Below are 12,175 nucleotides of genomic sequence, written 5' to 3' on the forward strand. Positions count from 1 at the left end.
ATGCCTGCCCTAGGGGAGAGCAACGAGCGCGTAGAGAAATCTAGAGTATTACAGCTGGTCCTGGCGAGGAATGAACACCTCACGCACCAGAATCAGCATCGAAGCCGCCACAGGAATAGCAATCAGCGCACCCAGCACGCCCCAGAGAGCGCCACCGGCAGCCACCGAAATAATCGCAACACCGGCAGGAACCGACACCGCACGAGCCATAATACGCGGAGAAATCAGGTACGCCTCCACCTGCAGGTACAGGAAGTACGCCACCGCAAACCACAGCGCCATACTCCAGCCCTGAGTCAGCAGAATCAGCGAGGTCAAAATCAGCGCAATCACGCCACCAACCAGCGGAATGAACGCCAGAATCATGACCACCAAAGCCATCAACTGCGGGAAGCTAAAGCCCAGAAACAGCATAATAAAGAACGCCACAAAAGCATTCAGAACAGCAACCAGAGCCTGACCCATCACGTAGTTACCCACCGACTCAGTAATCTTGTCGGTAATGTACTTGACGCGCACACGCTTAGAAGCCGGCGCCAGACGAACACCCCACGCCTTGATGGTGTCCATCGAGGTGAGGAAGTACAGGGACAGGAACAGCACAATAATTACGCCGGTCACGCTCTGCGCCAGAGTAGAACCCGCAGAAACCAGGCTCGACATGAAGCTATTGACCTGCGAAGAGGAGAACGTCGACTCCAAGAACTTCGGGACGTTCTCATTCACCCAGCTGCTGATGTTAAAGCGCTGATCAAGCTCGTGGTACCAATCAGAATCAATCGTGTTCTGATAGATACCCGGCGCGTATTGAACAAACTTAGATGCCTGCTCGCTAATAATCGGGCCAATGGTCATGACCAGACCGGTCACGGCGCCAGCAAAACCAGCAAGCACAGCAATTACACCGATACCGCGCTTAATGCCCCACGACTCCAGGCGGCGCACAATCGGGTCCAGACCCAGAGCAATGAAAATAGCACCGGTCACCCAACCCACCAGGGCGCCCACATTATTGAAAATGTAGTAGGCGAAAAGCGCCAGACCCACGCCAACGGTCATGAGGAAGCCGAACGCAACCGGGTTGTGCATCATGGAGGTCTTGCCGTTACCGACCACCTTCGGCGCCGGGGGAGCATCCTCAGAAGCGGCGGGGACCACCGGAATGGTATCCGTAGGAGGCATGGACGCGCGGCGACGGTTGGAACGCACCTGGCTAATGCTTTCGGTCAGCTCGCTGAAGGTCTCCGTAATCTGGTCGGTGAGGGATTCCTTCTTACGCGGCTCGTTAGACGATGAGGTCTCTTCGGGAGCTGCTGAGGATTTCTTCTCGCTCATGCTCTTCCTTTCCGGATCATTCCGGGTATTTTTTCTCTACTGTGCCATTCTACCGGCTGGGTCGTCTTGTTACCGTGCCATCGGTGAACGCTAGAGGTAGGGGAGTGCAGGTGGGAGAGGTATCTGCGGGGCGGTCCGGGCACCGGCCTAAACACGATCCTCGGCATGAGCTCAGAGCGTAGGCGCCATAGAACGTACGCCCGTAACGGCGCATAGTGGCGATAATAGAGGAAGGAACGCGTGAAGGGTCTAGCCCGCACGTAACGATAGATAAGAACGATAGATAAGAACGTAAAGGAGCCCAGGATGAGCATTATTTTTGATCCGGCAGACCGCGGCGCATCCCAGAACGCGGCACAGGGTAACGGCGCGCAGGGCGGTGTGGCACAGAACGGCGCAGCGCAGGAGATTCCCGCCTCCGTACGCAACGCCATGGAACTGAACCCCAACGCCGGGGCACAGAACACTGCAGCACAGGGCAACGCCCAGACCGGTGAGCAGACCCCCTCCGCACCCACCTGGCGCTACGAGGTCAACACCCCCGAAGAGTTCCAGAAGTTCGTGCAGCTCTCCAGCCAGGGCGCCGTGATTTTTGCGCTCTACGCACCGCACTCGCCGTCCTCCCTGCAGATGCTTGAGGGCGTGCAGAAGCTCGTTGACTCTGCCGCAGGTAGCATGATTTGCGCCGCCGTGGACGTTACCAAGCTCCCCGAAGCCGCCCAGGCATTCGGCGTGAGCGGCGTGCCCGCGGGTGTTGCTGTTCTGGCGGGCCGCCCGGCACCGATTTACACCGGCCCGGTCAGTGCAGAAGACCTCGGCGATGTGCTCTCCCAGGTTCTGCAGCTCGCGGCACAGTACCAGCTGCCCGGTGGCTTCGACCCGGTCGTTCCCGAAGACGAAAAGCCCCTGCCGCCCCTGCATGCAGAAGCCGTCGCTGCCCTCGACCGCGGCGACCTGGAGGGCGCCCGCGCCGCATACCGCAAGGCAATCACCGAGAACCCCGGCGATAAGGAAGCGAAGCTCGGCCTGGAACAGGTTGAACTGCTTGCCCGCGTGAAGGATCTGGACATGGCAACCGAACGCGCGGCGGCTGCGGCAGACCCCATGAACATTGACGCCGCCTTCAACGTAGCCGACCTGGACCTGGTGGGCGGCCACGTGGAGGATGCCTACAACCGTCTGCTACGCCTGTTCAGCGCCGTCGGCCCCGACGATAAGGCGCGTGTGTGCGAGCGCCTCGTGCAGCTCTTCGACGTGGTGGGTGCATCTGACCCGCGCACCGTGAAGGCGCGTGCGGCACTGACCATGGCGCTGTTCTAAAAGGCGCTGTTCTCAAAACAGCTCGCAAAGGGAGCTGAGCCGGTCTAACCGGCTGAAACTTTGACGGGCTATCGTCTACCTCTGCACTCGTGCTGCTGGGTGGGCGGTAGCCCGTCCTGCGTTTGCGTTTTTCGGCGGTTTTGAGGCGGGGGAGAGCGACCAGCCCAACCTGACAGATAGCGTGGGTGAACGCTACAAATAGAGCTCGGAATGTCCATATACTGCATGACAGATGCGTAATATGCGGGTTTTATCGCCAAACCCTATAGACCTTTCTACAAGGGGTGATAGGGTGACAATATGAACACTAGTCATTTTTCTCAGAACCCCGATTCGCATGAGCCAGGTTCACCGCAGAACCCGGTACAAGAGACCGCAGTAGAGGCAGCACCCGCCGCGGCAGTACCTCAAGCTATAGTCCCCGAATCTGCAGCGCCGGAAGCTGTAAACCCTGAGCTTGCAGCTCCGGAAGCTGTAGTTCCCGCATCGGTAGCACCTCAGCTACCCGTCACCCCGCAGACCGCACCGGCGGCTGGCGCTCGCCCCGCAATCGAAATCCGCGGCCTCACCAAGGCATTCGGCCAGAAGGTCGCCGTCGACCGCATCAACCTCGACATTCCCTCGGGATCCTTCTACGGACTGGTCGGCCGCAACGGCGCCGGTAAAACCACCACCATCTCCATGGTCACCGGCATGCTCAAGCCCAACGAAGGCACCGCATACGTGCGCGGCATCGACATGTGGACCGACCCGCTCAAAGCCAAGGCACACCTGGGCGTGCTGCCCGACGGCGTGCACCTCTTCGACAAGCTCACCGGCGAGCAGCTCATCACCTACTCCGGCTACCTGCACGGAATCGATAAGGAAACCGTCGCCTCCCGCGTTAAGGATCTGCTCACCGCAATGGACCTGACCGACGCAGCCGGTCGTGCCGTCGCCGACTACTCCGCCGGTATGACCAAGAAGATTGCGCTCGCCGCCGCCCTCGTCCACGCACCCTCCGTGCTGATTCTGGACGAGCCCTTCGAGGCGGTCGACCCGGTTTCTGCCGCTAATATTCAGGACATTCTGCGCGGCTTTGTCGCCTCCGGCGGTACCGTCATCATCTCCTCGCACGTGATGGACCTTGTCCAGCGCCTGTGCGACCACGTAGCCGTCATGGACTCCGGCCGTATTCTCGCCGCCGGAACCGTCGACGAAGTACGCGCCGGCATGAGCCTTGAAGAACGATTTGTGCAGCTGGTCGGCGGCCGCACCTCCTCGGAAGGATTGTCATGGTTGGGCACCTCGTCTCACTAAAGTGGCAGTATGTGCTCGCTTCCTTCCGCCGAAGCATCTGGGCGCTCATCGGCCTGATTTTTGCGGCGCTTTATGCGGGCGGTATGCTCTTCGGCCTCGGCTCCGCATACGTTATCGCTAACTCGGAGGTACCCGAATACGGTCAGCTCGGAACCCTCCTGGTAGGCGCGGTTATTGCGCTCGCCTGGGCTATCGTCCCTATCTTCTTCAGCGGACTGGACGGCACCTTGGACGAGAGCCGATTCGTGCTCTTCCCCATCAAACCCTCCACCCTGCAGAAGGGCCAGTTCCTCGGCGGGTTCGTGGGTATCCCCGGCATCGCCAGCATCATTGCCGTGCTGCTGGGCGCTATCACGTTTATATCGCAGCCGCTCGCGCTGGTCGTGTACCTCATCTGCTGCGTGCTCGGCCTTGCGAACCTCATGGTGTGGGCGCGCCTCGCTAACCGCCTGGGCATGGCGCTGAACGATAACCCGCGCATCGCCAACACCCTGATGATCGTTGCCATGCTACTGATGATGAGCGCCGGCTTTATCTTCGGTGGAACGATAACCTACCTGACCAAGCACTGGGAAGAGGTGCTGCCCTACCTGCCGTGGCTCAGCGTGACCCCCTTCGGCTCCGCGTTTGCGGTGCCCTACTTTATGGCGAGCGGCAATATGGGCGCCGCCCTTGGCTGCCTGGCTCTGACCCTCGTCTACCTGGTCGGCGGTTGGTGGCTGTGGGGTAAGAACCTGGCACGCTCCATGGCGAATGTGGGCGGTAGCGCCCACCACGCCAGCGCTGCCGAAGTCGCTGCAGGCGATTTGGGCCTGTTTGCACGGTTCCCCGCAACCCCGCGTGGCGCCGTGGCAGCACGAACCCTGCACTCATTCATGAAAGACAACCGTCTGCAGTTGCTAACCGTAAGCACCGCAATGCTTTACCTGATACTGACGGTGGGCATGCCGCTGTTCCTGAGCTCTGTAGGGTCCGTTAAAACTCATGTTGATTTTAATGGCATCAACGCGGCTGAAGCCAACCAGATTATCAATAGCGGCGTCATGCAGCTCTTCGGATTCTGGATGTACTTCTGCACCGTTTTCACCGGCTACTACATGTGCTACCTCGTCTCCTACGACAACACCGCATTCAGCCTGCACGTGCTCTCCCCGCTACGCGGTATTGACGATCGTCTCGGCCGTCTTTGGGGTTACAGCATCCTGATGGTTCCGATCGTAGTGGTGATGGTGTTCGTCGCCTCAGCGGCAAATGGGCACCTGGAGCTTTTCCCCATTGTGCTGATGCACCAGCTGGGCGTGCTCGCCGCAGCGGCTGGCATGGGCAGCGTGATGGACACCTTCATTAGTCCGCCCGTGGCGCCTCCCGGGGCTAACCCGTTCAAGAACCCGAAGAACAATGAGGGCTTCGCTAAGCAGCTACTGCTGATGCTCACCATTATTTTGGTGATGCTCAGCGCACTACCCGGCGGTATCTCCGTTATCGTGTATATTTTCAGCACGCAGGATATGCTGACCCTCGTCTTCGGTGGCTTGATTCAGCTGCTGATTGGTGCCGCACTGCTCGTGGGCGGCGTGGCGTGGGGCGGTCACCGCTACGACAAGGTCAGCTCCAAGATGCTGGAGCGTGTGGCACGCTTCCAGGCGAACTAACAAGAGTCGAAGCTCCAGCGCATCAGGAATAAAAGAGAAGGGTTCCGTGTTAGGTACTAAGCCTGGCGCGGAACCCCTTTTCTGTGCCGCACGAATTTCTAGCCCCGAACTTCTAGCAGAAAGAAGCTCACCGCAATACCTAAGAGTCTATGGTTGAGCTGTGGTCTGCCTCCATATTGACCGCCCGGGGGCTCAGCACCTCCCAACTGCTACTAAAATAGAGAAGGCGCCAATCACCCAACCGTGCAGCGGCACCCCTCACCCTATGTATCCCACCTCATCATCAAGGAGAAACATGAGCTCGATCGAAGGCATCGAAGACCCCTTTGGCCCCGGAACCGCAGGCGGTACCGCCCTGCTCGAACGCGAAGAAACCCAGCTTTCTGAGCCCGGCGACCACGAGCGCTTCTCCCACTACGTACGCAAGGAAAAGATCCTCGAATCGGCGCTGACCGGTGAACCCGTGCGCGCCCTCTGCGGCAAAATGTGGGTACCCGGCCGCGACCCGCAGAAGTTCCCTGTCTGCCCCCAGTGCAAGGAAATCTACGAAGGCCTCGCACCCGGCAACGACGGCGACAACGGCTCCGGCGAATAATACGCGCCAGGCGACACGCCTCAGACAATACGCCTGAATAAATACGAATAAATAACACGCCGCAACAGCGAGACTCAACGGCCCAACACCGCTCATGAGACTTTGCTGACGAGCACCAAATTCTTGCACCACAGCCCGGCCCAACCCGCGGATGTGGTGCTAGAATTTAACCTCGCTGTGCCCAGACCGCCAGAGCACCAGAAACACCAGAGCACTGGAACACCAGAGCGCCCACCACCTCCACACGGGGGAGAAGCGCCCTGCGCTGAGTCGGCGGGAGGAATCAGCAGAGGTAGACGAGGAAGAAGGAGAGAATGAGCGCACCCGCAGAGGAACCCACCCTATTCGACAGTATGGTGAAGCCGAAGCTCTCCCCGGCATACCCCGACCGCGCCCCCTGGGGTACCTCCGTCAGCCTGCGCGCCTGGCAGGCAGAAGCCATGCAGAAGTACTTCGAAACCAACCCCCGCGATTTCATGGCAGTCGCAACCCCCGGCGCGGGTAAAACCACGTTTGCGCTGACCCTCGCCAAGGAACTATTCAACCGCGGCACGGTCCGCCAGCTCATCGTTGTGGCGCCGACCGACCACCTGAAAAAGCAGTGGGCAGACGCCGCCGCGAAGGTCGGTATTCCCATTGACCCGAACTTCAAGAACGCGGATGTGACCATCAGCCGCCACTACAAGGGGGTGGCGCTGACCTACGCACAGGTGGCGAATAAGCCGCAGCTGCACGCCCGCAACACCGAGGAAACGAAGACCCTCGTGATTTTTGACGAGATTCACCATGCCGGCGACTCCCTCTCCTGGGGCGACGGTCTGCGCGAGGCATTCGACGATGCGACCCGCCGTGTGGCGCTGACCGGTACCCCGTTCCGTTCGGACACCTCCCCGATTCCGTTCGTCACCTACGAGGTTGACAATGACGGTATCCGCCGCTCCAAGGCAGACTACTCCTACGGTTACGGCCCCGCGCTGAAGGACCACGTGGTGCGCCCGGTCATCTTCATGGCGTACTCGGGCCAGATGCGTTGGCGCACCTCCGCCGGTGAGGAGATGGCGGCAAACCTGGGGGAGGGCTTCACCAAGGACATCACCTCCCAGGCGTGGCGAACCGCCCTCGACCCCAACGGTGAATGGATCCCGACCGTGCTCGCGGCGGCCGATAAGCGTCTGACCGAGGTGCGCCGCACCGTGCCCGACGCCGGTGCGCTCGTCATCGCCACCGACCACGCGGACGCCAAAGCCTACGCCGAACAGATTCAGAAAATCACCGGCGAATATCCCACCGTGATTCTCTCTGACGACCGTGAAGCCTCCGCGAAAATCGACGAATTCCGTGAAGGCATGCAGCGCTGGATGGTTGCCGTGCGCATGGTGTCCGAAGGCGTGGACGTGCCCCGCCTCGCCGTGGGCGTGTACGCCACCAGCACCAGCACCCCGCTATTCTTCGCCCAGGCGATCGGTCGTTTCGTGCGTGCCCGCAAGCGCGGAGAAACCGCCTCCGTGTTCCTGCCGTCGGTGCCGCAGCTGATGATGCTCGCCAACGATATGGAAGTAGAACGCGACCACGCCCTCGACCGCGGCGCACCCCAGGAAATCGACCCCATGGTTGAGGGCCTGGACGACCACCTGCTCGAAGAAGCAAACCGCGAGGAACGCGCCTCCGAGCAGCTGGCACGCGGCAAGTTCGAGGCGCTCGGCTCCGAGGCGTCCTTCCACGGTGTGCTGTTCGACGGTGCCGAGTTCGCCTCCGGCAACCTTGCCGTGGGTAGCGAGGAGGAGCAGGACTTCCTGGGTATTCCGGGCCTGCTGGATGCCGAACAGGTCGGTACGCTGTTGCGAGCGCATCAGCGTGAGCACGCGGCACGCCGCCCGGCGCCTGCGGCGCCTTCGGTGGTGGATCACCGCCAGTTGAAGGATTTGCGCAATAAGCTGGCGAAGAATGTGGCGGCGTGGTCGATTCGTTCGGGTCAGCCGCACGGCGTGATTCACAATGAGCTGCGTAAGATTTGTGGTGGCCCGGCGGTTGCGCAGGCTTCTGCTGAGCAGATTCAGGCGCGTATCGATAAGCTGTCGGACTGGTTCGTGGGCCGACGCTAGAACGTGGATAGAACGTAAAGAAAAGCCTCGCGGGTGTGTGCGCTCGCGGGGCTTCTTGTGTTTGTGAGGCTACTGTGGCTCTTTGAGTGATTTTTACCTGAAGGTTTTCTCAGGTGCTTAAAAGCACATACGCGGAGAAAATAAGTCGGTTAGATAGTGGGAATAGGTGGTTCTTAAAAAACTTAATGTTGGTTTTTGCCCCCTAATTTGAGAAAAACATCGTCTGAAGGTTGTTTAAAGGAGATGTGTCAGAGGGATTTAGGGGAGAAATATGTGTGAATAAAAGTTCAAGTACTGGTTGAATACTGCAGGTCAAAGTGGGTTTATGGAAGATTGTGTGCGTTTTTCGCTTGAAAATTTAATACGGGGGGGGGGTATGCTTTCTCCAAGTGTTGGGTTTCCCTGTGCTTTTGAAGCTGACCTTTGTGTTTTTGATCTTCTGGGCGTGCAGGGGCTGACGCTTGTATAGAAACATCATGCATTCACTCTCTTCTGCACGCTATCTTCACTTTTGTGTGTGCGTCTGCCCTGCGTGGATTTATCGGCCGCGTTCTTGGTGGGAGTGAGTGCCCAAGATATCACTCTCGAAGGACATACATGTCTACTAACATTTCTCGCCGCAAGGTTGTTGCCGGCGCAGCGTGGGCTGCTCCGGTTGTCGCGGCTTCCGCTGTTGTTCCCGCTTTCGCATCTTCCACCGAGTGTGAAGATAAGAAGACTCCGGCATACTCCATCGAAGGTACCTCCACAGGTGCTAAGACTGTCCAGAAGTTCAAGGTTCCCGCTAACGTTGACAAGATTAACTTCGTCGCTATCGGTGGCCCCGGTGGTACTCAGTACCCCGCAGTCCCCGGTGGTGCTTCGGCACAGATTTCCGGCACTATTGCTGTGAAGGAAGGCCAGCTCGTTGAGATCGTGGCAGCAGCTGGTGGTGTCGGTAACTTCCCGCTGGACCCGTCTGAGGGTGGCGAGGGCTACGGTAACGGTGGTTCCTCTAAGGGCACCGACGCAATTCCTGCGAGCGTTGTCTCCAAGGTTGACGCAGTGTGGCCCAAGGACTCTCAGCTGAAGCGTCGCCTCTTCTCCTCCTCGGGTGGCGGCTCCTCTGCTGTTCTTATTGACGGTGTTCCCGTTGCTGTTGCCGGTGGTGGCGGTGGCGTTGGTGTTATCAACGCTGGTGGCTCCAACAACGAGCGTTACGTTTACAGTGGTGCAATTGACGCTGGTTGGTGGAAGTCTAACGGTAACCGTGCCGAGTACCCCTACATGGCTTCTAAGGCAGGTAGCGCATCCGGTCTGACCGGTGGTGCTGGTGAGCAGGGTTACGGTTACTACACTGAGGACCACAGCCAGCAGATTGCTGTTGAAGCTGGTAAGGGTGGCGCAGGTGGTATCGGCGGTACCGGTGGTACCAAGACCGCCCTGCCCACTGGCAAGTCCCCCAACGGTGTTATTGGCTTTAGCAACACCAACAACCAGGAACTCTACGCTTCTTCCAACTCCGGTAACGCAGGTGGCGACGGCTTCGCTGGCGCCGGTGCAGACGGCGTGCCTTCCTACTCCTACGAGGTCGATAACAACGACCGCACCAAGAAGGAAGAGGGCGTTCTTAACGGCAAGCCTTGGGGTCTTGAGTACGACTCCGCTGGCCACAACTTCAACGGTTACCAGTCTGTATACTCCGCAGGTGGTGGCGCAGGCTACGGTGGCGGTGGCTCCGGTGCTTCTACCTCCGCTGCTGCAATCATTCTGACCCAGAAGTGGAACAACAACCCCAACGGTATCCGCCAGAACGTTGGCTTCGGCCAGCTTGGTGGCGGCGGTGGCGCAGGTGGTTCCTACCTGGCACCCGACGTTACTAACGTTGAGGTTGGTCTTTACAAGAAGGTCACCACTGAGCGTGGCAAGCGTACCAACGGCTCCGTGGTCGTCAGCTTCTGCGAGCGCTCCTAATAGCGTGCTTATCCGAGTCTCCCTCTTGGGTTGCTCGGTGGGTTAGACACTAACCCTTCCGGTTCTCCCGCTCCTGAAATCTCATGAGGAGCGGGAGAACCGGCCCCTAAGTTTTAGTCCCGCCAGAAGCGCATCCGCGCGTATCTGGCATGAGGACTGTGTACTTCTCTGGCGAGTGGTTTCTTGGTGTATTTTGGCCACTCACGGAGAACGCCATTGAGTGATGTCTCGTTGAGTCTCAACGATGAAACCAATGGCTTTGAGGAAAAGGTTGGTAGTAATGCGCCAACCTGAAGGCCCGCAGGCACTTCGGTGTCTGCGGGCCTTCGCTATGCCTGGGAAAAGCCGAGTTGAGCGAGGTCATAGCGCGGCGAGTTGAGAATGTTTTTCAGGGTCTATACCCTAGAAAATGAATATTGCACTCAGTGCACAATGGTGTAAATTATTCACTCATCTCAATCCTCACCCTCAACCCTCATGAAAGAAAACCTCATGCCTCACAACGCACACCCCACCCGCCGCACCGTCCTCACCGGCGCCGCCTGGGCACTGCCCGTCATCGCAGCCTCCGCAGCTGTACCCGCATACGCCGCCAACGGTGCGCAAACCGGCACCTCCCACACCATCAAGGGCCAGGCAAACGGCCGCAAGGCCGTCAAGACCTTCACCGTCCCGGCGGGCGTACGCGAACTCAGCTTCACCCTCACCGGCGGCGCGGGCGGCACCGTCATGGCACGCAGCCAGGGCGGATGCGGCGCCAAGGTCACCGGCACCGTCAGTGTCACCCCCGGCGCAACCGTAGAAATTGTCGCCGCGGCAGGCGGTATCGGCGTGCTCGAGCGCGTCACCCGCAACGGCGCAAGCTGGAACGAATCCAAGCCCGCAACCGGTGGCGAAGGCTACGGCAAGGGCGGCTCTTCCGCCGCTCAGGTCACCCTTCCCGCAGGTCCGAAGGGCATTATCGACGCGGCGAACCCTCGTACCTACGGCAACCCCACCGCGGGCGACGGCGCACCCCACACCCACTTCAAGCGCAGCATTTACGCCGCATCCGGTGGCGGCTCCTCCGCACTGCTGATTAACGGCACCGTGGTTGCTGTCGCGGCAGGTGGCGGCGGCGGACACGTGCGTAACTCCAGCTCCACCGCACCGCTGCCCGGCTCCAGCTACGCGATTAGCCCGGTCTGCGGCCTGGAATGGGTACGCGGCGGCTCCGGCGGCAACGCAGAAGCCGCCATGGGCTATGAAGGTGCTGCCGCAAGCGATGCGTACAGCGTCGAGGCGAACCTGCAGATCATCGCAACCCCCGGCACAGGTGGCTCCGGCGGTCGAGGTGGCATGGGTGCTATCCCCAATAGCTTGCCCACCGGCGACCACGGTCTGGTCGGCTTCGGCTCCCAGAACAAGCAGATCATTCACAGCACCAGTACCGCGGGCGCAACCGGCGGTAACGGCTTCAACGCAAACGGTGCGGACGGCGTGGGCGCATACGCCTACCAGTACGACAAGAACGACCCGGCGAACCTGACCGGCACCGCAACCGCACGAACCACCAGCATCACCATCAGCAAGAACTTCTTCGGCTACCAGACCGTGGTTTCTGCTGGCGGCGGCGCAGGCTACGGCGGTGGCGGTTCCGGTGCGGCGAACGCGGTTTCGGCAATCATCATCTCGCAGCAGTGGTGCAACAACCCGAAGAACCCGCGCCGCGCGGTCGGCTACGTTCAGCAGGGTGGCGCCGGTGGTGCTGGCGGCTCCTACCTGGCGCCGAGCGTGCGTAACGGCGCGATTGTTGGCACTAAGGAGGCGCCGGTCGGCCCGAACGTTCGCGTGAACGGCATGGCGGAGGTTCGCTTCAAGTAAGCGGCTCGGTTGACTAAGTAGCCTCAGCTACTCGGTTTGTATTGCTCGATGAGCCG

Annotated in this window: 8 protein-coding genes; 7 read left to right on the top strand and 1 reads right to left on the bottom strand. The window is 60.0% G+C overall.

Annotated features, from left to right (window positions below):
• Positions 1-48 precede the first annotated feature (48 nt).
• Positions 49-1,335 (bottom strand): AI-2E family transporter, encoded by a 1,287-nt coding sequence (locus tag AB8E48_RS08670; protein ID WP_368886445.1) that lies wholly within the window; start codon positions 1,333-1,335, stop codon positions 49-51.
• 306 nt (positions 1,336-1,641) lie between these two features.
• Here AB8E48_RS08670 and AB8E48_RS08675 point away from each other — a divergent pair, with 306 nt between their 5' ends.
• The 7 genes from AB8E48_RS08675 to AB8E48_RS08705 all read left to right on the top strand — a co-directional run bounded on the left by AB8E48_RS08675 (position 1,642) and on the right by AB8E48_RS08705 (position 12,119).
• Positions 1,642-2,655 carry a co-chaperone YbbN gene (locus tag AB8E48_RS08675; protein WP_368886446.1) on the top strand — a complete coding sequence of 338 codons (1,014 nt, stop codon included), beginning with the start codon at positions 1,642-1,644 and terminating at the stop codon, positions 2,653-2,655.
• 300 nt (positions 2,656-2,955) lie between these two features.
• Positions 2,956-3,954: an ABC transporter ATP-binding protein gene (locus AB8E48_RS08680; protein WP_368886447.1), complete on the top strand. Its 999-nt coding sequence runs from the start codon at positions 2,956-2,958 to the stop codon at positions 3,952-3,954.
• Positions 3,930-5,606 carry a transporter gene (locus AB8E48_RS08685; protein ID WP_368886448.1) on the top strand — a complete coding sequence of 559 codons (1,677 nt, stop codon included), beginning with the start codon at positions 3,930-3,932 and terminating at the stop codon, positions 5,604-5,606. The genes AB8E48_RS08680 and AB8E48_RS08685 overlap by 25 nt, the downstream gene beginning before the upstream one ends.
• A gap of 295 nt (positions 5,607-5,901) precedes the next feature.
• Positions 5,902-6,201 carry a DUF3039 domain-containing protein gene (locus AB8E48_RS08690; RefSeq protein WP_005506434.1) on the top strand — a complete coding sequence of 100 codons (300 nt, stop codon included), beginning with the start codon at positions 5,902-5,904 and terminating at the stop codon, positions 6,199-6,201.
• Positions 6,202-6,515: 314 nt separating this feature from the next.
• Positions 6,516-8,303: a DEAD/DEAH box helicase gene (locus AB8E48_RS08695; protein WP_368886449.1), complete on the top strand. Its 1,788-nt coding sequence runs from the start codon at positions 6,516-6,518 to the stop codon at positions 8,301-8,303.
• A 597-nt stretch (positions 8,304-8,900) separates the two neighbouring features.
• Complete coding sequence (locus AB8E48_RS08700; RefSeq protein ID WP_294626317.1) at positions 8,901-10,256, top strand: hypothetical protein; 1,356 nt, start codon at positions 8,901-8,903, stop codon at positions 10,254-10,256.
• A gap of 492 nt (positions 10,257-10,748) precedes the next feature.
• Positions 10,749-12,119, top strand: coding sequence for a hypothetical protein (locus AB8E48_RS08705; protein WP_368886450.1), 1,371 nt, complete (start codon positions 10,749-10,751; stop codon positions 12,117-12,119).
• Positions 12,120-12,175 lie beyond the last annotated feature (56 nt).

This window comes from Rothia mucilaginosa (genome assembly GCF_964211445.1).
Lineage (GTDB): Bacteria > Actinomycetota > Actinomycetes > Actinomycetales > Micrococcaceae > Rothia > Rothia mucilaginosa_E.

Excerpts from the sequence above, each read along its gene's own strand:
- AB8E48_RS08670 (WP_368886445.1), bottom strand. The coding sequence starts at position 1,335 with ATGAGCGAGAAGAAATCCTCAGCAGCTCCCGAAGAGACCTCATCGTCT.
- AB8E48_RS08675 (WP_368886446.1), top strand. The coding sequence starts at position 1,642 with ATGAGCATTATTTTTGATCCGGCAGACCGCGGCGCATCCCAGAACGCG.
- AB8E48_RS08680 (WP_368886447.1), top strand. The coding sequence starts at position 2,956 with ATGAACACTAGTCATTTTTCTCAGAACCCCGATTCGCATGAGCCAGGT.
- AB8E48_RS08685 (WP_368886448.1), top strand. The coding sequence starts at position 3,930 with ATGGTTGGGCACCTCGTCTCACTAAAGTGGCAGTATGTGCTCGCTTCC.
- AB8E48_RS08690 (WP_005506434.1), top strand. The coding sequence starts at position 5,902 with ATGAGCTCGATCGAAGGCATCGAAGACCCCTTTGGCCCCGGAACCGCA.
- AB8E48_RS08695 (WP_368886449.1), top strand. The coding sequence starts at position 6,516 with ATGAGCGCACCCGCAGAGGAACCCACCCTATTCGACAGTATGGTGAAG.
- AB8E48_RS08700 (WP_294626317.1), top strand. The coding sequence starts at position 8,901 with ATGTCTACTAACATTTCTCGCCGCAAGGTTGTTGCCGGCGCAGCGTGG.
- AB8E48_RS08705 (WP_368886450.1), top strand. The coding sequence starts at position 10,749 with ATGCCTCACAACGCACACCCCACCCGCCGCACCGTCCTCACCGGCGCC.